Origin of the sequence: Halorubrum vacuolatum, assembly GCF_900188065.1 — an archaeon.
GTDB lineage: Archaea > Halobacteriota > Halobacteria > Halobacteriales > Haloferacaceae > Halorubrum > Halorubrum vacuolatum.
The window spans coordinates 21,379-42,081 of record NZ_FZNQ01000019.1 but is presented as its reverse complement, the minus strand read 5'-3'; the positions used below and the strand labels follow the sequence as shown (position 1 = coordinate 42,081).

23 protein-coding genes and 1 pseudogene are annotated in these 20,703 nt (G+C 68.2%); 12 read left to right on the top strand and 12 right to left on the bottom strand.

The window, feature by feature from the left end; translation table 11 throughout:
- Positions 1-94 precede the first annotated feature (94 nt).
- Positions 95-727: pseudogene (locus tag CHB65_RS13845) on the bottom strand (SDR family NAD(P)-dependent oxidoreductase); the annotation flags it as partial.
- Positions 728-796: 69 nt separating this feature from the next.
- On the bottom strand, positions 797-1,726 hold the full coding sequence (rnz, locus tag CHB65_RS13840) for a ribonuclease Z (protein WP_089385643.1): 930 nt from the start codon (positions 1,724-1,726) through the stop codon (positions 797-799).
- A 137-nt stretch (positions 1,727-1,863) separates the two neighbouring features.
- On the opposite strand from rnz, the gene CHB65_RS13835 reads away from it, so the two are divergent.
- Entirely contained in the window at positions 1,864-2,193 is a 330-nt protein-coding gene (locus CHB65_RS13835; RefSeq protein ID WP_089385642.1) for a DUF7538 family protein, read from the top strand.
- 44 nt (positions 2,194-2,237) lie between these two features.
- On the opposite strand, the gene CHB65_RS13830 is transcribed toward CHB65_RS13835, so the two are convergent.
- Positions 2,238-2,906 carry a class II aldolase/adducin family protein gene (locus CHB65_RS13830; RefSeq protein WP_089385641.1) on the bottom strand — a complete coding sequence of 223 codons (669 nt, stop codon included), beginning with the start codon at positions 2,904-2,906 and terminating at the stop codon, positions 2,238-2,240.
- A 149-nt stretch (positions 2,907-3,055) separates the two neighbouring features.
- On the opposite strand from CHB65_RS13830, the gene CHB65_RS13825 reads away from it, so the two are divergent.
- Positions 3,056-4,993 (top strand): ABC transporter ATP-binding protein, encoded by a 1,938-nt coding sequence (locus CHB65_RS13825; RefSeq protein ID WP_089385640.1) that lies wholly within the window; start codon positions 3,056-3,058, stop codon positions 4,991-4,993.
- Between the two features lie 36 nt (positions 4,994-5,029).
- Here the strand turns inward: CHB65_RS13825 and CHB65_RS13820 are convergent, their stop codons facing one another.
- Entirely contained in the window at positions 5,030-5,356 is a 327-nt protein-coding gene (locus CHB65_RS13820) for a DUF5789 family protein (RefSeq protein ID WP_089385639.1), read from the bottom strand.
- A 115-nt stretch (positions 5,357-5,471) separates the two neighbouring features.
- Here CHB65_RS13820 and CHB65_RS13815 point away from each other — a divergent pair, with 115 nt between their 5' ends.
- Positions 5,472-6,218 carry a creatininase family protein gene (locus CHB65_RS13815; protein ID WP_089385638.1) on the top strand — a complete coding sequence of 249 codons (747 nt, stop codon included), beginning with the start codon at positions 5,472-5,474 and terminating at the stop codon, positions 6,216-6,218.
- 4 nt (positions 6,219-6,222) lie between these two features.
- Here the strand turns inward: CHB65_RS13815 and CHB65_RS13810 are convergent, their stop codons facing one another.
- Entirely contained in the window at positions 6,223-7,239 is a 1,017-nt protein-coding gene (locus tag CHB65_RS13810) for a PrsW family intramembrane metalloprotease (RefSeq protein ID WP_089385637.1), read from the bottom strand.
- A 194-nt stretch (positions 7,240-7,433) separates the two neighbouring features.
- Between CHB65_RS13810 and CHB65_RS13805 the strand changes: the two genes are divergently transcribed.
- The gene (locus CHB65_RS13805; RefSeq protein WP_089385636.1) at positions 7,434-8,897 is read left to right on the top strand and encodes a DUF402 domain-containing protein; all 1,464 of its coding nucleotides are present in this window, start codon (positions 7,434-7,436) and stop codon (positions 8,895-8,897) included.
- A gap of 34 nt (positions 8,898-8,931) precedes the next feature.
- Here the strand turns inward: CHB65_RS13805 and CHB65_RS13800 are convergent, their stop codons facing one another.
- From CHB65_RS13800 to npdG, 4 genes are all read right to left on the bottom strand, one after another.
- Positions 8,932-9,258 (bottom strand): NifU family protein, encoded by a 327-nt coding sequence (locus CHB65_RS13800; protein ID WP_089385635.1) that lies wholly within the window; start codon positions 9,256-9,258, stop codon positions 8,932-8,934.
- Positions 9,259-9,377: 119 nt separating this feature from the next.
- Complete coding sequence (locus CHB65_RS13795) at positions 9,378-9,845, bottom strand: DUF7529 family protein (protein WP_089385634.1); 468 nt, start codon at positions 9,843-9,845, stop codon at positions 9,378-9,380.
- A 136-nt stretch (positions 9,846-9,981) separates the two neighbouring features.
- Positions 9,982-10,824 (bottom strand): polyprenyl synthetase family protein, encoded by an 843-nt coding sequence (locus tag CHB65_RS13790; protein WP_089385633.1) that lies wholly within the window; start codon positions 10,822-10,824, stop codon positions 9,982-9,984.
- Between the two features lie 112 nt (positions 10,825-10,936).
- Positions 10,937-11,608, bottom strand: coding sequence for an NADPH-dependent F420 reductase (gene npdG, locus CHB65_RS13785; protein WP_089385632.1), 672 nt, complete (start codon positions 11,606-11,608; stop codon positions 10,937-10,939).
- 167 nt (positions 11,609-11,775) lie between these two features.
- Between npdG and CHB65_RS13780 the strand changes: the two genes are divergently transcribed.
- The 5 genes from CHB65_RS13780 to CHB65_RS13765 all read left to right on the top strand — a co-directional run bounded on the left by CHB65_RS13780 (position 11,776) and on the right by CHB65_RS13765 (position 16,042).
- Positions 11,776-12,081: a MazG nucleotide pyrophosphohydrolase domain-containing protein gene (locus tag CHB65_RS13780; RefSeq protein WP_089385631.1), complete on the top strand. Its 306-nt coding sequence runs from the start codon at positions 11,776-11,778 to the stop codon at positions 12,079-12,081.
- A 195-nt stretch (positions 12,082-12,276) separates the two neighbouring features.
- A complete protein-coding gene (locus CHB65_RS13775) occupies positions 12,277-12,456 on the top strand; it encodes an HVO_0416 family zinc finger protein (protein WP_089385630.1) in 180 nt (59 codons plus the stop codon).
- A 126-nt stretch (positions 12,457-12,582) separates the two neighbouring features.
- Complete coding sequence (locus CHB65_RS17505) at positions 12,583-12,741, top strand: DUF7563 family protein (protein ID WP_179213671.1); 159 nt, start codon at positions 12,583-12,585, stop codon at positions 12,739-12,741.
- Positions 12,742-12,794: 53 nt separating this feature from the next.
- On the top strand, positions 12,795-14,639 hold the full coding sequence (locus tag CHB65_RS13770) for a UvrD-helicase domain-containing protein (protein ID WP_089385629.1): 1,845 nt from the start codon (positions 12,795-12,797) through the stop codon (positions 14,637-14,639).
- A gap of 53 nt (positions 14,640-14,692) precedes the next feature.
- Positions 14,693-16,042: a M24 family metallopeptidase gene (locus CHB65_RS13765; protein ID WP_089385648.1), complete on the top strand. Its 1,350-nt coding sequence runs from the start codon at positions 14,693-14,695 to the stop codon at positions 16,040-16,042.
- Here CHB65_RS13765 and CHB65_RS13760 read toward each other — a convergent pair.
- Both CHB65_RS13760 and CHB65_RS13755 read right to left on the bottom strand, forming a co-directional pair.
- Entirely contained in the window at positions 16,039-16,497 is a 459-nt protein-coding gene (locus tag CHB65_RS13760) for a hypothetical protein (protein ID WP_089385628.1), read from the bottom strand. The genes CHB65_RS13765 and CHB65_RS13760 overlap by 4 nt on opposite strands.
- Before the next feature lie 11 nt (positions 16,498-16,508).
- A complete protein-coding gene (locus CHB65_RS13755) occupies positions 16,509-18,071 on the bottom strand; it encodes a uracil-xanthine permease family protein (protein WP_089385627.1) in 1,563 nt (520 codons plus the stop codon).
- A 228-nt stretch (positions 18,072-18,299) separates the two neighbouring features.
- Between CHB65_RS13755 and CHB65_RS13750 the strand changes: the two genes are divergently transcribed.
- From CHB65_RS13750 to CHB65_RS13740, 3 genes are all read left to right on the top strand, one after another.
- Positions 18,300-18,725, top strand: coding sequence for a universal stress protein (locus CHB65_RS13750; RefSeq protein ID WP_089385626.1), 426 nt, complete (start codon positions 18,300-18,302; stop codon positions 18,723-18,725).
- Between the two features lie 76 nt (positions 18,726-18,801).
- Entirely contained in the window at positions 18,802-19,221 is a 420-nt protein-coding gene (locus CHB65_RS13745; RefSeq protein ID WP_089385625.1) for an HIT family protein, read from the top strand.
- 77 nt (positions 19,222-19,298) lie between these two features.
- Positions 19,299-20,063: a ParA family protein gene (locus tag CHB65_RS13740; protein ID WP_089385624.1), complete on the top strand. Its 765-nt coding sequence runs from the start codon at positions 19,299-19,301 to the stop codon at positions 20,061-20,063.
- Positions 20,064-20,092: 29 nt separating this feature from the next.
- Here the strand turns inward: CHB65_RS13740 and CHB65_RS13735 are convergent, their stop codons facing one another.
- Positions 20,093-20,686 (bottom strand): DUF7858 family protein, encoded by a 594-nt coding sequence (locus CHB65_RS13735; protein ID WP_245809986.1) that lies wholly within the window; start codon positions 20,684-20,686, stop codon positions 20,093-20,095.
- Positions 20,687-20,703 lie beyond the last annotated feature (17 nt).

Sequence of the window (20,703 nt, the reverse complement as noted above, 5' to 3'; positions counted from 1 at the left end):
TTGTTGTACACAGACAGGACTTCCTCATTCCTTCCGAAAGATGCCTCGATAAGCCGCCGCTATCACGCGGTTTCTCGCTTAACTAAAGACGGATGCAGGCGACGCTTTTGATCGTCTCCATGTCGTGTTTCTCCAACCGCCGCTGCAACTCGTAGGCGAAAAGCAGGTTCGCGAGCTTGCTCCGACCATACGCGCGCCACTTCCCGTAGGATCGCTCCCAGTTGAGGTCGGTGAAGTCCATCTCGCCCTGCTCGTGGGCCGCCGAGGAGTGGGTGATCACGCGGGCCGCCTCGGCGGCGCGAAGCAGCGGAAACAGTCGACCCGTGAGCGCGAAGTGGCCGAGGTGGTTGACGCCAAACTGCGTCTCGAAGCCGTCCTCGGTCTCGGATCGCGGGATCGCCATCACGCCCGCGTTGTTACAGAGCACGTCGATGGCGTCGAAGTCGGCGGTGATCCCCTCCGCGAACGATCGGATCGACGCGAGCGAGGCGAGGTCACACTCGCGGACGACGAGCGCCTCCTCGGGAACCCGACTACGGCCCTCCTCGCGTCGGATCGCCGATTTGGCACGCGCTCCCCGTTCGACGCTTCGACAGGCCATGATCACGGTCGCGCCCTTCCGTGCGAACACGCGGGTCGCCTCGTAGCCGAGTCCGCCGTTCGCGCCGGTGATGACGACGGTTCGGCCCGCCATCGAGGGTACGTCCGCGTCGGTCCACTCGCTCATGACCGATCGAGGCGCCACATGCACCCAAATCTGTCGCCACGGGTCGCAGTCTCCCGGCGCGTCCGCCGATCACTCGGCATCGGGAAACGGCACCTCGATCCGGTGCCCGTCCTCGGGAATGAAACAGTCGCCGTCGAAGGCCGCCCGGGCGTCGTCCCGTATCGACGATGGATCGCCGGCATACCGCGAGGAGATGTGTACGAGCGCCAGCCGCGTCACGTCGGCCCGCGCGGCGATCTCGCCGGCCTCCCGTCCGGTCGAGTGGGCGGTCTCGCGGGCCCGATCGGCCAGGCCGTCGGCGAAGGTCGCGTCGTGGATGAGGAGGTCCGCGCCGCGGGCGACCGCGACGGTTCGATCGTGTGGGCGGGTGTCGGCCGTGTAGACCACCGTCCGTCCCGGACGCGGCGGTCCGACGACCTGTTCGGGCTCCACGACCGTCCCGTCCTCGGCTTCGACCGCCTCGCCCGCGTGTAACCGCCCGAACTTCGGGCCGACGGGGACGCCCAGCGCTTCGGCTTTCGGGCGGTCGAACCGGCCCGGTCGATCCGCCTCCGTGAGGACGTACCCCTGTGAACGCGTGCGGTGGACCGTCTCGAAGGCCTCCACGCGGTAGCCGTCGGCGTAGAGGGCGACCTCGCCGGGCTTTACGGGCTCGATGGCGACCCGGAAGCCCGGGTCGTGGCCGACGGCGTGGACGAGGTCGTGGAGGTCACCATGGGTGTTCGGCGGGCAGTGGATCGTGAGGGGCTCGTCGCGGCCGTTGAAATCGAGCGTCTGGATCAGCCCCGGGATCCCGAGGACGTGGTCGCCGTGGAGATGTGAGACGAAGATGTGGTCGATCCCGAAGCCCGTGCCGAACCGCATCATCTGCCGCTGGGTGCCCTCCCCGCAGTCGAAAAGCAGCCGGTCACCCTCGCGGTTGATGAGGATGGCGCTCGGCGCGCGCTCGGTCGTGGGGACGGCACCGCCCGTCCCGAGGAAGGTGACGCGAAGGGACATACTCCCATCTTCCGTCCGGGATTTTTAAACCGGTGTCGATGCGCTTCCCTCCACCACGTCTCCCTCTGCTCGCGTCCCGGGGCGACCGCCCGACCCGTGGCGACCCGTTAATGTGGGAGCGTCTCCGAGTGAGGATCATGTACGATGCGATCGCCGCGCTCGTCGCCCGCGACGGCTGGCGGGCGGAGGGTGCGGCCGCGCGCGTCCACTACGAGGGAGCGGGTGACCGTTTCGCCGTGGAGTACTACGCGCCGACGGATGCGGTCCTCTACTGGTCGGTTCCGACCGACGGCGACGTGGATCGGGATGCGGATCCCGACGGCGACACCGCCCGCGCCGACCGCGGAGCCGTCGGCACGGCGACGCCCATCCGTCGCGATGACGTTCCGGACCCGCTCCGAAAGCGGATCCGTGCGGATCTCTCGGCGGCAGGTGTCGATCCGGCCGTTGAGCGACGGTCGGTTTGAACCGTTCTCCGGGGTAACGGCGGGACGCTCTCTGACGGATCGACTCAGCGCTCTTCGCCGTAGTCCGCGAACTTCTCCCGGAGGTGATCGACTTCCTCGTCCGGCAGGAGTTCGGGCTCCCCGATCGCACGCGCCTGATAGTGAATCCGCGCGCAGTATTCGACCATCTCCGCGGTTTCAAGCGCCGACCCGAGCGTGTCGCCGACCGCGAGCACGCCGTGGTTGGCGAGCAGGCAAGCGTTGTACTCCTCGCCGAGCGCCGCCACCGCCTTCCGGCCGAGCGCCTCCGTCCCGTAGGTCACGTACTCCGCGACGGGTACCTTGTCGCCGATGAAGGCGATGAGGTAGTGGGACGGGCGGATCGGGTCGTTAAGGCTCGCGAACGTGCTCGCGTACGGGGAGTGGGTGTGGACGATCCCGCCGACGTCGTCGCGGGCGGCGTACACCAGCCGATGCATGTCGACCTCGTTCGAGGGCTTCTTCCCGTCGTGAACCACGTCGCCGTCGAGATCGAGGATCGGCACGTCCTCCGGTTCGATCTCCGGATAGGGGACCCCCGAGGGGCTGATCGCGAAGCCCTCGGGTCCGGTCCGCCGACTGACGTTCCCCCCGGTGGCTTTGGTCAACCCTTTCTCGAGCATCTCCCGGCCGTACCGCTTGACAGCCTCCCTGGCGTCGCGTCCCGTCGCGTCGTCCCCGCTCGTGTTCGTCATGATTGGCTCACGTGACGTGGCTATCGTCCCGACCGGTGAGTAAAGCTACGGGTCATGTCGCCTCCGCCGCGCGTTCGTCGATCCGGACGTCCGGAACGCCCGCTTCGCGGAGGCGAACCCCTATGCCCGTCGGCCCCCGTGTACGGATAATGGGTGGCATCGACTGGGAGGAGGATGACCCCTTCGAGGAACAGCGTGCGGAGATCGAGAACCCGATGCGTCGGCTCTTTTCGACCTACGGGGTCCCGAACTGGTTCTCGCTCACCGTCGGGATCGTCGGCAGCGTCTTCGCACGCGCGCTCGACCTGCTCCCGCCGCTGCTTCTCGGCATCGCCATCGACACGGTCTTTCTCGACGACCGCCCCTTCGCACTCCCGCTCGTGCCTGACGCGTGGCTGCCCGCGGACGACGACTCGCAGTTCTTCCTCGTCGTCGCGATCATCGCGGGGTCGTTCGTCTTCGGGGCGCTGTTTCACTGGATCCGTAATTGGGGCTTCAACGCCTTCTCACAGGACATCCAACACGAGATCCGGACGGACACCTACGATCGGATGCAGCGGCTGAACATGGAGTTCTTCTCGGACAAACAGACCGGCGAGATGATGTCCATCCTCTCGAACGACGTGAACCAGCTCGAACGGTTCCTCAACGACGGGCTCAACTCCTTTTTCCGGCTCTCGGTGATGGTCTTCGGGATCGCGGGGCTGCTCATCTACCTCAACCCGCAGCTCGCGCTCGTCTCGTTGCTTCCGGTCCCGCTCATCGCCGGGTTTACGTATCTCTTCGTCAAGTTGATCCAACCGAAATACGCCGAGGTTCGCTCCTCGGTCGGGACGCTCAACTCCCGGCTGGAGAACAACCTCGGCGGCATTCAGGTGATCAAGGCGTCGAACACCGAGGAGTACGAATCCGGCCGCGTCGACGACGTCTCCCGGGCGTACTTCGATGCGAACTGGGGGGCGATCAATATCCGGATCAAGTTCTTCCCGGGCCTGCAACTCCTCTCCGGGTTCGGCTTCGTGCTCACCTTCCTCGTGGGCGGCTACTGGGTGTCAACGGGGACCGCGCCCGGCCCGTTCACCGGGGCGCTCGGCGTCGGCACGTTCGTCACGTTCATCCTCTACACCCAGCAGTTCGTCTGGCCGATGGCGCAGTTCGGCCAGATCATCAATATGTACCAGCGCGCCCGGGCGTCCTCCGCGCGGATCTTCGGGCTGATGGACGAGACGAGCCGGCTCGGCGAGGAGGACGGCGCCGACGAGCTCGTCGTCACCGACGGCGACGTGGCTTATGAGGACGTCTCCTTCGGCTACGACGGTGGCGATCGGGTCGTCTCCGACATCGACTTCGCCGTCGAGGGCGGCGAGACGCTCGCGCTCGTCGGGCCGACCGGCGCGGGGAAATCGACGGTGCTCAAGCTGTTGCTCCGGATGTACGACGTCGACGAGGGGGCGATCCGGATCGACGGCCACGACATCCGTGACGTGACCCTTCGCTCGCTGCGTGAGTCGATCGGGTACGTCGGCCAGTCCGCGTACCTGTTTTATGGCACCGTCGAGGAGAACATCGCGTACGGCGCGTTCGACGCGAGCCCCGAGGAGATCCGCGAGGCCGCACGCGCCGCCGAGGCCCACGAGTTCATCGAGAACCTCCCGGACGGCTACGACACCATGGTGGGCGAGCGTGGCGTGAAACTCTCCGGGGGGCAGCGCCAGCGGCTCACCATCGCTCGGGCGATCCTCAAGGAGCCGGCGATCCTCGTGCTCGACGAGGCGACCTCCGACGTCGACACCGAGACGGAGATGCTCATCCAGCGCTCGTTAAACCGGCTGACGGCCGACCGGACGACCTTCGCGATCGCCCACCGGCTCTCGACGATCCGCGACGCCGATACGATCCTCGTGTTGGAGGGCGGTCGGATCGTTGAGCGGGGCACCCACGAGGAGCTGCTCGCGGAGGACGGGCTCTACGCGCACCTCTGGGGCGTGCAGGCCGGCGAGATCGACGAGCTTCCCCGCGAGTTCATCGAGCGGGCCCAGCGCCGGACCGCCCGGATCGTCGACGAGGCGGAGACCGACGATGACTGAGAGGGGCGGTTCCCCGACTGTGCGGAAGGCACCGGTTCAGACCGACAGCTTGCTCCACTCGGCGTCGTCATCGCCGCCCTCGTCGGTCAGTAGCTCCGCCGCCTCGTTCGCCTCGAAAGCTGATCCGGCCGCGAGTCCATCGAGGATGGCGTCCCGTACGTCCCGTGGGTCACGGAACGTGACCTCTTCGGCGCGTCCGAGGGCGTCCTCCAGCCGATCGACGCCGTCGGGTCCCTCGAACTCGAAGCCCCCATATGTCTCGATGAGTTCCGCCGACGTTACCGGATACACGTGTTCCCGGAGCGCTTCCCGCAGCGGTCCGAACGTCGCGACCTCCCGTTCCCCCTCCTCGGACTCGTCCATGGGAGTCGTTCGCGTGGATATAAATTAACTGTCGGGGTGAATTCGCCACCGTCGCCGTCCGAGCGGATCCGTCTTCGACCACCGCTTATAGGTGACCGACCGCCGATGTGGCCGTATGCAACTCGCGGATGCGACGTGGACGGACGTCAGGGACGCCGCCGTCGATATCGCCGTCATTCCGGTCGGCAGCACCGAACAGCACGGCCCACACGCCCCGCTCGGGACCGACACGCTCGCCGCCGCCGCCGTCGCGGAGGCCGGCGTGGCGGCGTATGAGGCGGAACACGGCGCGGACACGGCGATCGTGACGCCGCCCATCCCCATCGGGATCGCCGAGGAACACCGCGCGTTCGACGGCACGATGTGGGTCTCGCCCGATACGTTCCGGGCGTACGTGCGGGAGGCGGCCGCCTCGCTCACCGCTCACGGGATCGATCGCGTCGTGTTCGCGAACGGACACGGCGGCAACATCGACGCCCTCGCCGAGGTCTCCCGACGGTTCTCGCGCGATCCCGCACACGACGGCTACGCCGTCGCGTTCACCTGGTTCAACGCGGTCGGCGAGCACACGGGGGAGATGGGACATGGCGGCCCGCTGGAGACCGCGCTCATGCGGGCGACCCATCCTGAACTCGTCCGGGAAGACCGGATCGAGGCGGCCCGGGAGGGCGGGTCCGACCGGTGGGGCGAGTGGGTCGCCGGCGTCAACCTCGCACACGACTCCGACGGGTTCACCGAGAACGGCGTCGTCGGCGACCCTGCCGACGGCGACGCGGACCGGGGCGAGGAGCTGCACACGCTCGCTGGCGACGCCCTCGCCGAGTTGCTCGCGGCGGTCGTCGAACGTGAACGCTCGACGTGACGGATCACTCGAACTCGGTCAGCTCCGGTTCGACGTCGCGATGGGCGTCCGATTCGTGTTCATGTGTTTCGCGGTAGACGTCGCGGTAGCGCCAGATCTTTCGGAACAGGAGGTAGGCGAAAACGCCCTGAAAGCCGAGGATGAAGACGAACAGCGCGGGAATCTGGGGGATACCGGTGAGCGCGGAGATACCCACGGTCACCGGCCCGACCAGGCTGTTATACAGCGCGTGGATCGCCGCGGCGATGAGCAGCCCCTTCACGATGATCGGCCCACGGTTCTCCGGGTTGAACTTCGCGAGCCCGAGGTAATAGCCCGCGAACGCGGAGTAGACGACGTGGCCGGGGCCGACGAGCGCGCGGACCGCGGCGATGCCGTCGCCGGCGCCGAGCGCGCCGACGGCGAACTCCAACTCGTCGAGGTCGACGTTCTGGGCGATGTAGACGAAGTTCTCGATGACGACGAACCCGAGGCCCGCGATCGCGCCGTAGACCGCGCCGTCGATGACGGCGTCGAAGCGGTCGTCGCTGTAGGCGTAGAGCCGGACCGCGAGCAGCTTCACGGTCTCCTCGACGGGGCCGACGATCAGGAAGAAAAAGAGGACGAGCCCGAGGTAGCCGAGGGGCGCGAAAAACGGGCGCGTGAAACTGTTCAACACGGCCGCGAACGACGCCGTGAGGATCGACAACAGGAAGGTCGCGACGAGCAACGAGAGCGGCTCGTTCGTCGTCACATCGGAGACGTACACGTACGCCGCAAGGCCCAGCGCCGGGATCGCCGACAGCGCGACGAGCGCGGCGACGACGGGATCGAAGACGAGCCCCAGCCCGAAGGAGGCGAGGATCGCGAGCAGGATGACGAACGCGACGAGCAGCACGAAGAGCTTCGCGGAGCGGGTGATGAGCCAGTGGACGGCGACGGCGAGCCCGTCGAGGGAGGTCCGCTCCTCCCACGTCGCGACGTCATAGAGGTCCCGATCGTCGTCCGCGGCGGTCTCGATCGGGTCCGACCCTGAGGACATGCGTATCGATCGCTTCGGTGCGATCCGGGATAGACCTTGCCGCCGTGACATCGTGGGTCGCGACGTCGACGGACGCTGACGGGTACCGCCGTTCACGTCTCGAGCCGTCAGGCTTGAACCCACGGCAACCGAAGGACGGGTATGTATCCGTTCGACCGTCGGCCCCTGCCGTTTGCGCCGAGGTGCCAGCGCACATGACCGCTCGCATCCGCCTTCGCGGGATCTACACGACCGCGCTCACCCGCCTCCTCCTCGATGCCGGCTACGAGGTCGTCGACGCCTCCGATCCGATCCGCCGGCGGTTCGAGGCCGACTTCCCGGACGTCCCGCCGGACGTCACGGTCTCGACGAGTACGGACCGAACCGGCGTCGGGCTCTCGGGCGACCCGGAGGCGACGGCCTCGGTCCTCGATCACCTGTGCGATGTCGGCGTCGACGCGCTCTCGTGGCACGATCCCGCCCCGCCCGGGGCCGTCTTCGACGGCACGGTGACGGAGACGCTCGGCGGCGGCGCGGTCGTCGCGCTCGCGGTGGACGAGGACGGCCGCGACGTTCCGGGCGGAGGCGACAGCGTCGAGGGCTACCTTCCCTACAACGCCGTCGACGCCCACGTCGAAACGGGCGATCCCGTTCGCCTGCAGGTCCGCGAGTCGTCGCCGCCGTGGGCGGATTCACGGCCGACCCTCGACGGCGACCTCCGGGTTACGGGGGGGCTCGTAACCCTCGAACCCGGCTCCGGCACGCGCGTCGACGGCCGAACCGACGCGGCCGCCCGCGAACTGGCCGGGATGGTCGACCTCCTCGGGCTGGAGCCGCCTTCGGGCTGGCGGGCCGTCTGGAGCCGGGCGGCCGTCGACGCCGACGGCGACGCGCTCGCGGCCGCGCTCGAGGCGGCAACCGAGCGGGCCGAGCGGTTCGCCGCCGACATCGGCGAGTTGGGCGTCCGTGCGGGGTCCGACCCCGCCGAGGACGGCCCTCTCGCATCCCCCCACGTCGGCGCGTGGGTCTGGTTCGGGCGCGAGTGTCGATTCGAGCTCGATTCCGCCCGCCGCCGCGTGACGACCACCCTTCCGGGTCACCACCGGATCAAGGCCGGATCGTCGGACGCCTCCGCCGGCGTCGACCTCGCGGAGGCGCTCTGTGAGCCCTCGCCGGACGCCGAGTTCCCGTTCGAGGCGGTCGTGGGGGCCTTCGGCCCGAGCGAGGGCGACGCGCTTCGGATCGAACACGGGAAGCCCGACGGTCGGCTGATCGTCCTCGGGGAGGGCGAGGTGACCGCGGTCGAGCCGGACGGCTCCGTCACCGTCGAGCGGTCGATGACCGGCGGGGGGACCTATGACGGCCTCGACGTTCCCCGGGACGCGGGCGACGTCGCCGTGACGAGTTTAAAAGAGGGCCGATGGTGGTACCCGACGACCTATCGCGGGACGGACGGGACGGTGAAAGGGACCTACGTCAACGTCTGTACGCCCGTGGAGCTCTTTCCGGACGGCGCCCGCTACGTCGACCTTCACGTCGACGTGATCAAACACGCCGACGGCACCGTCGAGCGCGTTGACGACGAGATCCTCGATGCCTCCGTCGCGGACGGGAACACGCCGGAGACGTTGGCCGAGAAGGCACGGGCGGTTGCGAGCGCGCTTGAGGGAGCGCTCTGAGCGGGTACGGATCGTCGCGGGAACGGACGTCGATTTAAAAGTGGTTCGCGGATTCGGTCTCGTACCGGAGGTCGCCGCCGCGGCCCCCCTCGACCGTGGAGGCGCCCTGATCGCCGCTTGCGGGGACCTTCACGTGCACGTCGGTGACCTCCTCGAAATCCATGATGAGGTCCCGACGGATGTTGTCGGCGGTGACGTTCGAGATCCCACAGCCCGAGCAGGTGCCGCCGAGCTCGACGACGACCTCGCCGGTCTCCTCGTTCGCCTCACGGACGACGCTCGTCCCCCCGTGCATCTGAATGATCGGCATCTGACCGACCATCCACCGCTCGATCCGGTCCGCGAGGCTCTCATCGCTCATACCCCTCCATACGGACCGGAACCTTTGGAAGGTTGCGGTTTGGGACTCCACGACGCCACGGAAAACAAGTGTGTCACGATCTCACGTGATCGTTTGCCCGACCGCCGGGGGTTCACCGCTCACTCGGGCGCACGCGCCTCGAAGAAGACCTCCGGTTCCATGAGTTGCAGTTCGACCACGTCGCGGTCGTCGAGCGGTCGCAGGCGGATCGTCAACGAGCCATGGGTGTCGGCCGCCATCCGCATCGGCCCGGCGTCCTCATCGAAGAGGAACGTCGGTACGCAGCACGCGAACTCGGACGTCTCGTCCTCGCCGACGACGAGTCGAAAGGTGACCCCGGCCTCCGCGGCCGCATAGACGCGGAACGCGTCGATCTCGACCTCGGCCATTCGCTCGCTTACGTCCTCGAACGCTGACCCCGGGATCAACACGTCGAGCCGCGCGTCACCCTCGATCGGGTTGACGTCGCCCGGGCGGACCGAAAGCGCGTCCCAGCCCCGCTCGCGGTACTCCTCGACGGTGGCGTCGGTGTCGGCCAACACGTCCGCCCATCGGCTATCCAGCGCGCGACGGTGGTGCTCGTTCATACTCTCATCCGGTTGACGGACGGTGTTAAACGTTCGTTCCTTGCGGTCGTCTCCGTTTCCCTCGTGTCACCGCCTGCGTATCGCCGCTCGCGCACCGCCGCTTGCGCGTCGCCGGTCGCGCGCCGCCGCTCGCGCGTCACCGCTCGCGCACGACGACGAACTCAGCGAGGTCACGCAGGTAGCCGATCGCCTCGCTTTCCGGCGGGTCCGCGTCCGCAAGCGCCGCGAGCGCGAGCGATGACTGCTCGCGGGCCCGCTCGTTCACCTCCTCCGGGGAGAGCGACGTGACCTGTACGACCGAGGGACGATCCATCTCGGCGTCCTGCCCGGTCGGCTTCCCGAGGTCGTCGGCGTCGGCGGTCGCATCGAGCACGTCATCGCGCATCTGGAAGGCGACGCCGACGCGCTCGGCGTACTCCCCGAAGGAGTCGACGACGGCGGGCTCCGCGTCCCCGGCGACCGCGCCGAGTTCGGCGGCCGCCCGAAAGAGCGCGCCCGTTTTGCGTCGGGCGAGGTCCATGTATTCGGCCTCGTTCGTGGGGCGGGCGACAAGCTCCGTCGCCTCGCCCTCCCCGAGTTCGACCATCGCCTCCGCGACGATCCGCATCGCCCGCTCGTCCGATGAAAAGAGCGCGAACGCCTCGCCTAAGAGCCCGTCGCTCGTGACGATGGCCGGGCCGTAGCCGAACTCGGCCCATGCCGAGGGGGTTCCCCGGCGGATGTCCGAGCGGTCGATGATGTCGTCGATGACGAGCGAGGCGTTGTGGACGAACTCGATACCGGCGGCGAAGTCGACGGCGTCCTCGGGCTCGCCGCCGAGCGCCTCACAGGCGAGGATGGTCACCGCGGGCCGGACCCGCTTGCCGCCCGCGAGCACGACGTGTTCGAGCTCCGCGGAGAGCTCCTCGGGCTCGACCGCGTCGATGGCCGCCTCCAGTCGATCGTCGACGAGCTCGACCCGACGCTGCAGATACTCCATTACGCGATGTCGGTGCCGACAGCGCAAAGGCCTGACGGACCGGGGACGCGATCGTGAGCATCGTGGGACGTGGTCGTGAGCCGTCGGGGCCGTTTCACCCTTCAACCGCGGCTCAGGTGAACCGCACGCCGAGGTCGTGGAGCCCGTCGTTGTGCTGGGCGATATTGATAAGCAGCGGCGTGAGCGCCTCGATCTCGGGGGCGTTGGCGAGCCCGCCGGCGTCGAGCGCGCGCAGGCCCTCGATCCCCTCGGCGAGGTCGGTCACGATCCCCTTCGCGTCCTCGTCGTCGCCGATCACGAGGGTGTCGACGCCGAGGTCGGCATCGAGGTTCGCGAGCCGGCCCGCCGCGAGGTTGTGGAACGCGCCGACGACGGCGACGCCCTCGGGAGCGGCGTTCGCGGCGATCCGCGTCACGGATCCCACCCCCGGTTTGTGGTAGTGGAAGCCGTCCTCGTCGCGTTTCATTCCCGTCGCCGGCGAGACGAGGATGTCGCCGTCATCGAGGACGTCGGCGACCTCCTCGACGGTGTCGCCGACGTGGTACGGGGGTACCGCGAGGACGACGACGTCGGCGCGTTCGGCGGCCGCGACGTTCCCGTGGCCCGCGATCGAGACGTCGTCGACGCCGCGGCTGTCGAGTTCCGTCTCGTAGGCCGCCGCCTTCGTCTCCGCCCGTTCCGGATCGCGCGAGCCGATGATCACCGTGTGTGACGTGTCGTATGCCCATCGGAGCGCGAGCCCCTCGCCGATGTCGCCCGTCCCGCCGAGCAGCGCGATCTTCATATAAACGCTGGGGTCGGCGTCGTCTTAGGGGTTGCGTGACCGGCCGTCCTCGCCACCGTCGGTCGCCCTTTGGGTGGTCGTTCCCGTCATCCCGTATTATATCACTGACACCCCCGGCCCCGCCGCCGTGCCCGTCGTTATTTATCACCACCGGGCGTCGCTCGAATATGGAGCAACAGGAGCGCGTCGCCGCCTTCATCGACCGTCACGGCCTCGACTGTCCGCTCGCACACCGCGTTCTCGACCTCGAAAGCGAGGTGGGCGAGCTGGCGAAGGAGGTGTTGGTCTCGACCGACTACGGCGATCGCCCGGACGACGCCGCGATCGCCGTCGACGAGCTCGGTGACGCCCTCTTTGCGCTGCTCGCGCTCGCGGAGTCGGCCGGCGTCGACGCCGAGGAGGCGCTCGACGTCGCGCTGGGAAAGTATCGGCAACGGCTCGACGAGTCGGGCGACGCCGGCTCGGGGGCGTGACTGGAGGACGGCGCCAGGGGTGCGCGCTCGGCGATGGCAGGGGCCGCGGGATGTGGACACCCGTCCACTTATAAGACGGATCGGACGGGAAGCACACACAAAAAGCTCGAATCCCACGAGAGTCGCTGGTCGCCTGCGGAACCGAGCGCACACCGCGGAAAGCTTCTTATACGAGGGTGTCATACACTAGCATGCATGTCTAGCGCACCCAGTACGAACGAGGACGTGTTCGACGAATTCCTGTCCGACCGCGGTCACGAGACGGAGATCGTACGCTGGGAGCGATCCTATAACAAGCTCCAGTGTCCGGAGTGCGGTGCGCTTCACGCGGAGGGATCGACCCGCTGTGGCGTCTGCGACTGGCGGCCGAGCTGAGCCACCCGATCCGACATCGAAGCGGCCTCGGGTATCCGCCCGGATCGCCGTATCCGAACGCCTTGCCGCTTTCTTTCGATGAGAGTCGCCGGTAGTATTATTTACGATGATCGATTAGCTCCGATCATGCCGAGGTGCCAGAACTGTGATTCGTTCGTGACGACGGACTACGTGCGGGTGTTTACCCCCAACGGGGTCGATCGACCCCGCGTCTGTCCCTCCTGTGAGGACCTCGTCCGTGACGGTGCTGACGTCCGCAAAGCGCGGGCGACGAGGAACAACTGAGTACGCCCGGTCGACCCACCGCTCTTAAGAAGAACCGTGCTCATTACGGTAGCATGACCGATCCGACCGTGACCCGCCTGTTCGGCGGTCCCGGGAGCGGGAAGACGACCGCGCTCCTGGACCGCGTCGAGGGCATCTTGGACGAGGAGGATGCGGACGTCCGCGACGTCCTCGTCGTCTCGTACACCCGAGCGGCCGCCGCGGAGATCCGCGACCGGCTCGCCGAACGCCTCGACGTCTCGCCCCGCTCGTTACAGGGGAACGTCTCGACGATGCACGCGAAGGCGTACGAACTGCTCAACCTCTCGCGGGGCGACGTGGTGAGCGAGAGCGACAAGGAGGCGTTCTGTACGGAGTACGGCATCGAGTTCGAGGACGAACACCGCGGCGCCGGCCGCCGCACCGCCCGCTCGACGACCATCGGCAACAAGATCATCGCCACCTCCCAGTGGCTCCAGCGCACCGAGCGCGACGTGGCCGACTGGTATGACGTCCCCTTCCAGTGGAACGTCGAGGAGGTCCGGCTCCCGCCCGACGTCGACCCCAACGCCCAGGAGGGGAACAAGTACACGCCGACGTGGCCCTCGGATGACGACCGGATCGACATCCCGGAGACGATCCGCGCGTGGCGGGCATATAAAGGTGACAACGGACTCGTCGGCTTCGCCGACATGCTCGAACGCGTCTCCCAGCGCTCGCTCGTCCCGAGCGTCGATTACTTGATCATCGACGAGTTCCAGGACATCACGACGCTGCAGTACAACGTCTTCGAGGAGTGGCGGCCCCACATGAAGAAGGTCCTCATCGCCGGCGACGACGACCAGGTCGTCTACGCGTGGCAGGGCGCCGATCCCGACCTGCTTCTCGACACCGCCGTCGACGAGGACGTCATCCTCCCGAACTCCTACCGGCTCCCCTCGGAGATCCTCAACGTCGTCAACGCGGAGATCCGTCACATCGACAAACGTCAGGAGAAGGACCTTCGTCCGCGCAAGGAGGGTGGCACGGTGGAGGCGATCGAGTCGCCCTCGATGCTCGAACTCGTCCGTAACGTCCGATACACGGTCGATGACGACGAGGGAAGCGTGATGTGTCTCTTCCGGGCGCGCTATCAGATGTTCGATTTCATCGACGAGTTCATCGATCACGGCATTCCGTTCACGATGCTCACGGACGGCCGGATGTGGACCGACCGGCTCCAGGACTATGTCAGCGCGATCGAAAAATCCGCCGCGGGCGACCCGGTAAACGGGCTTGAGGCCCGGCGGCTCGCCGACATGCTTCAGGAGTCGGCGTTCGGCACGAACGCGCGTGAGGATTTTTATGACCTCATCGAGGACCGCGAGGAGGAGGCCGACGCCGACGACGCCGCCGAGATCGAACTCACGACCGACGAGTTGAAATCACACATCCCGTTCCTGCCCGGCCCCGAAAGCGCCGACGACATGGTGCGGAAGGTGACGAGCTTTCAGCGCAAGTCGATGGCGGCGTACTTCACAAACGACTATCAGGAGATGGACCCGAGCCGCGTTCGCGTTGGGACGATCCACTCCGCGAAGGGTCGTGAGGCCGACCACGTCTTCGTCGCGACGGACCTCACGGAGAAGGTCGTCGAGCAGATGGCGGCTTCCATCGACGACCCGACCGCCGTCGACGGGGTCGACGAGTTCACGAAATCGACGAGCCCGGTCCCGATCCTCACCGACAACGAGCGGCGGGTGTTTTACGTCGGGATGTCGCGCGCCCGCGAACGGCTCGTGATCTTGGAGAGCCTCATCAGCGGCGCGCCCACCCTCCCCATCAGCGTCCTGCTTTTCAACGAGCTTCGCGATGAACCGCCGTCGGAGCTGATCGAGGAGGTACAAAGCGAGCTCGCGGTCCCGGAACCGGAACCGTGACCGAGGGGCCGGACCGCTCACCACCGGCGGGGAACCGCCGATCGACGGAGCCCATCACGCCGCCGGTCGAGCCGAGCGACACTCACCCGCGTGGGGACGCCCCACGAACCGACCTGTCGCCGCTGCTTGCGGCATGTGAGGCCGCGGACGCCGACGGCGTCGTCGTGATCGGGGACCGTTTCGATGACAACCTCCGGTACCTGACCCGGTTTTCGGGTCCCGACCGCCCGTTCGCGCTGGTCGTGGTTCCGGCGCGTGCGGAGTCGCGTTCGGGGGGCCCGGACCCGTCGTCCGCTCGGGCGGTCCTCTGTGCCCCGGCGCTGTTTCACGAGCAGGCGGCCCGCGAGTTCGTCGAGGCGGCCCGGGAGCCGGTGGACGCCGATCCTCCGGACGGGTCCAACCAACCGTTCCACGACGGGATCACCCGTTCCGTCTGCATCGAAGACGCCGGCGACCCTCCCGGCCTCCGCGCCGCGTCCGTCCTCGATGACCTGCTCGCCGACCGATCCGACCCGACGGTGCTCACCCCACGGTCGATCCCCCACGACGCCGCCCTTCATCTCGAAGGGGCGGGGTACGGGCTCGCCTCGACGACCGCCGTCGCCGACGCCCGCGCGATCAAGACGGCCGAGGAGATCGATCGCCTCGGGCGGGTCCAGCGCGCGACGACGCGGGCGATGGCGCGTGCCGAAACCGTACTTGCGGAGAGCGGTCCCGTGTACGACCCCGACGCGCTCGCGACGCTCGGGGTCGAGGAGCCGGTTCTCGTCTGGCGCGACGGGCCGCTCTCGACGGAGCGTCTCCGCCGGCAGGTGAACGCGACGCTCGCACGCTACGGCGTCCGTGACGCGGGCAACACGGTCATCGGCGCGGGGGCCAGCGCTGCGGACCTCCACTACACGGGCGTCGACCTCCTCCGCCCCGGCGAGACCGTCCTGCTCGATATCTCCCCCCGCGGCCCGCACGGCTACTACGGCGATCTGACCCGGACGTTCGTCGTCGACGGGGACGGCGGCTGGGAACGCCGGGCGTACGTCGCGGTCGAGGCCGCCCGGAAGGCCGCGCTCGCCACCCTGAATCCCGGTGTCACCGCACGCGAGGTCCACCGGGAGGCGGCGGCCGAACTCGCCGCCTACGGCTTCGATCCGAACGCCGGGGAGGGGGAGGCGGGCTTCACGCACGGCACCGGCCACGGGGTCGGCATGAGCCTCCATGAAGCGCCGTCGCTCTCGGCGGACCTCGAGCTTCGACCGGGCCACGTCGTCACGATCGAGCCCGGCGTTTACGACCCGGATCTCGGCGGCGTCCGGCTGGAGGACCTCGTCGCGGTGACCGACGACGGTCACTCGATCCTCGCGAGCTATCCGTTCCGGATGGTTCCGAAGACTCCCGAGCGTCCCTAACCCTCCCGGGCATCCTCACGCCCTCGGCCGTCCGCACGCTCCCTGACGGCCGCGACCGCGGGCTCCAACGCCGCATAGAGCGCGTCGACGTCCGCGGGAAACACCTCGATGGGCTTCGGGCGGCTGTGGGTGTGGATCCGCACCCGATCCCGTTTTCGGTAGGTCCGAAGCAGGCTCCACGCGCCGAAGACGACCATACCGACCCCGAGCAGGACGTTTTCATCGAGCGAGAGGACCCCGACGCCGCACAGCGCGAGGCTCATGATCGCGAGGAACCAGTCGAACCGCTCGTTCGTCACCTCGCTCACGTTGGTGTAGGGTATGCTTTCGGTCCGCTCCTCCCCCGCGATCAGCAGCCGTTCGTCGGTGACGGCGACCGCCCGTCCGGATCGGAGCCGTCCCCGGTAGCGGAGTCGTTCCTCGGGGTCGAGTTCGAGGCCCCGTCGGTCCGCCATGGTCGACCCGCTCAATCGGCGCCCCTCGCGGGCGTCTCCTCCCCGCGGGAGCGGAACCGCTCGAAGGCGGTGACGAACTCGTCTTCGCCCTCCGCGAGCTGCTCCCACTGTTCGAGGCCGCGTTCCGCTCTGGTGCCCCTGATCGTGTTGTCGAGGACGAAGGCGACGATCCCGCCGACGGCCATCGTCGTCGAGCCGATGACGAAGATCGTGTCGGCGACGATCTGCTGGCCGAGCACGGGTCCGACGACCGCCGCCCCGGCGGCGATCTCGCGGAACGCGGCGGCCTCGCCGACGTTGGCCATGTACTCGGGGATCGCGAGGCCGACGAAGAGCGCGATGCCGATGATGAAGACGTTCCGTGAGGCGTCGAGGTCGACGTATTTGAGGTTCGCGAGCCCGACGGCCGCGATCTGGCCGAACATCACGATGTAGAGCGCGCCGACGATGGGCCCGGGAATGGTCGTGATGAGCGCGCCGAAGTAGCCGATGAACCCGACGATCAGCATGGCGACCGCGCCGATCTGGACGACGTACCGCGAGGCGACGCCGGTGATCCCGATCGCGCCGATGTTCTCGCCGTAGGAGGTGGAGCCGTTGCCGGTGCCCATGATCCCGGCGAAGACGTTGCCGACGCCCTCCATCCCGATCCCGTGGTTGATCCGCTTCTCGCTCGGTGCGCCGACGCCGGCGATGCGGGCGACCGCGAAGTAGTCGCCGACGCTTTCGATCATCGAAGCGACCACGCCGGCGAAGATGCCGACGATGAACGCGGCCGTAAACTGCGGCATCCCCCACTGCAACGGGGTGATCACCTGCACGGCCGGCGCGCCGGCGATGACCGCGGTGTCGACGTATCCCAGCGTCTCGGGGCCGTAGACGCCCGTCACCGAGAGGACGGCGGCGACGAGCCAGGCGATCGTGATCCCCAAAAGCACGGGGAATAGCCGGGCGTACCGGCTGTACTGGTCGAGGTACTGTGAGAACGCCACGATCAGGAACAGGGTGAGCCCGAGCAGCCACCAGTTCTGATCGGGGGTGGTCACGTCGTCGACGCCGATCAACGAGAGCCCGATCAGCACGATGACGGGCGCGATGACGACCGGCGAGAGGTACTGTTTGAGCCGGCCAAGCGCGCCGACGTACCCGAGCAGGACCTGCACGAGCGCGGCGACGATGACCGCCCCCTGCAGTTCGAGGATCGTCGCCTCCCAGCCGGCGCCCATCGTGGCGATGATCGCGAGCGCGGGTGCGAGCAACGCGAACGTCCCGCCCTGGACGATCGGATAGCGGTTCCCGACCGTCGTCTGGAGGAGGGTGGCGACCCCGGAGACGACGAAGAACGTCCCGACGAGCCGGGCCGTCTCCGCGGGCGGCATCTCCATCGCTCCGGCGAGAATGAGCGGGATCGCCACGTTCGCGCCGATCATCGTGAGGTAGTGCTGGAGACCCAAAAACACCGACTGGCCCAGCGGCGGCCGGTCATCGATCCCGTATTCCACGAACGACGCCTCCTCGCGGGAGACCGCTCCCCCGTCGGTTCTTCCTTCCTGTCGGGCCTCGGTGTCCGTCATTGCTTGCTTCTCCGGGTGCCCGCCCACTCCGGTTCACGCGGACACCGGTCTGGCTGGATCGGCAATGCATATCGAAATAAACCTGTCGCTCCATTCCGACGATCCATCCACCGATATCCCGATACGCCGATCGGATCGATACGTCTCACGGCCGATCGGGGTCGAAATGTCAACGGCACGTGCCTCGTCGGGACAACGACTATAGCAGTTGCCACACGACCTGCAACCATGACAGAACGCGTGTTAGTCCCGGTGGACGGCTCAAGTCGGTCGATGGAGGCGCTGGAGTACGCGATCGCCATGTACCCCGATGCGGCGATAACACTGTATCACGTCATCGAGTCGGGTCAGGGGGACATCGGCGCGCTTTCGGGGATCACTGGGAACATTCCGGACGAGGAAGCGGCGATGACTCATGCCGAGGAGGTCCTTTCGACGGCGAGCGAGCGTGCCACCGAACTCGGTGCAACCGTCGAAACCGCCCGTGGTCGTGGGCGGCCGGATCGACTCATCGTCAAAGAGGCCGGCGAGGGCGAATACGATCTGGTCGTGATCGGGAGTCACGGCCGCGACGGGGTCGCTCGCGTCCTCATGGGGAGCGTTGCCGAGAAGGTCGCCCGACGCTCTCCAGTACCGGTGTTGATCTACCGCTAACCCTCGGCGGCGCCACCGCGGGTGACGTGTCTCGGCCCGGGAAACCTTCATGCGGCACGCGGCCGAGAATCCGAGCATGACCGACGACTGCATCTTCTGTGCGATCGTCGCCGGCGACATCCCGGCGCGAACGGTGTATGAGACCGACGAGGTGCTCGCCTTTTTGGACGCGAACCCGCTCGCCCGCGGGCACACCCTCGTCATCCCGAAGGACCACGCCCAACACGTCGGCGACCTCGATCCCGAGCGCTCGCGTGCGCTCTTCGACGCCGTGTCGACGCTCACCCCACGCGTTCAGGCGGCCGTCGACGCCGACGCCGCCACCGTCGGCATCAACGACGGCGAGGCGGCCGGTCAGGAGGTGCCGCACGTCCACGTCCACCTGATCCCGCGGTTCGATGGCGACGGCGGGGGGCCGATCCACGCGGTCGCCGGCGAGCATCCCGATCTCTCGGACGACGAGTTGGACGGGATCGCGGCGGCGATCGCGGAGTAACTCGAACGGTCGGTCCACCCATCCGTCTCCGGCACGCTCCGGAGCGGTTAAATACGAAACCGCGGGAAGCGACGGGTATGACGGCGACGACGCTCGCGCTCGTCGGGGCGACCGGCGGCGCGGGGACGACACGCACCGCGATCGAGTTGGCGACGATCGGCGTCCGTGACGGCCGGGACGTGACCGTCCTCGACGGCGACTTCGTCACCCAGGGGCTCGGCGAATACGTCGAGGGGCGGATCAGCACGGATCTCACGGCGCTCGTGACGGACCGCACCGACGACGCGCTGACGGCCGCGGCCTACTCGCCGTCGGGGATCGCCGACGTCGATTCGCCCGCCCGGCTGAACGTCGTTCCCGCCCATGCGCCGTTCGAGCGGGTCGCCCGCGCGCGGACCGCCGAGGCGGCGCAGGCGTTCGAGCGGCGGATCGCGGAGGCCGCAAGTGGCGCTGATGCCGTGATCGTCGACGTCTCCCCGGTCGCCTCGAACGAGGCCATCGCCGCGGTCACGACGGTCGATCGGGTGATCGCGGTCCGCCCCGCGAGCCCACACGGACGCGACGCCCTCCAGCGACTTCGCGGTCGTATTCAGGACGTGGGGGCGTCCGTCGACGCGACGATCGCCGTGACGGGAACCGGCGGCGCGCTCGCCGATCCCGACGAGGAGCGCGATGCGGACGTGGTCATCCCCGCGACGGATCCGGCGATCGCGGCCGCACCGACCGCCGCGACGGGTGATAGCGCCTATACACAGGCGATCGCGTCGGCGTATGCGGACCTGTTCGGAACGACGCTCGGGATCGACTTCGAGGAGGAGGGACTGCTCTCTCGGCTTCGCTGAACCGTTCTCTGTCGTTTGCCGGGTGGCACTCAGCGGAGGTCCTCGGGCGTCCCCAGCGCATCCCCGAGGTCGGCCGTCCCGAGTGCCCCGCTTCCGAGGCCGCCCGTCCCGAGTGCCCCGCTTCCGAGGCCGCCCGTCCCGCGCGACCCGCTTCCGAGACCCCTGCCGAGCGGCCCGCCTCCGGCGAGATATGCGTCGACCGCGCGCTCGACCGCGGGGATCGGATCGTGTGTCTCCACGTAGGTCGCGAGCGCGAAGTCCGCCTCGTCGCCGCCGGTCAACTCGACCGCCTCGCTTCGTGGGAGTCGTCCGTCGAGCCAGTCGCGGACGATCCCGCGTCGCGTCGGCGCGAACGGGGTGACCCCGGCGACGCCACAGCGATGTAACGCCTTGGCGGCCGTCATCGGGGTGATCCCGGCCCCGTCGGCGGCGTCGCCGACGCTTCGACCGGCGGTGTACGCCTCGACGAGCGTCGCCGTCGCCTCCGGGGTGCAGGGGAGCCCGTCCGCGTGTTCGCGGAGCCGTTCGGCGAGCGGCGTCCCGGTGTCGTCCGCGACGGCGACGCCCCGATCGCGCTGGCGGGCGACGACCTCCAGCCCTTCGGCGATATCGGACAGCGTCATACCTCGACTCTTCGACC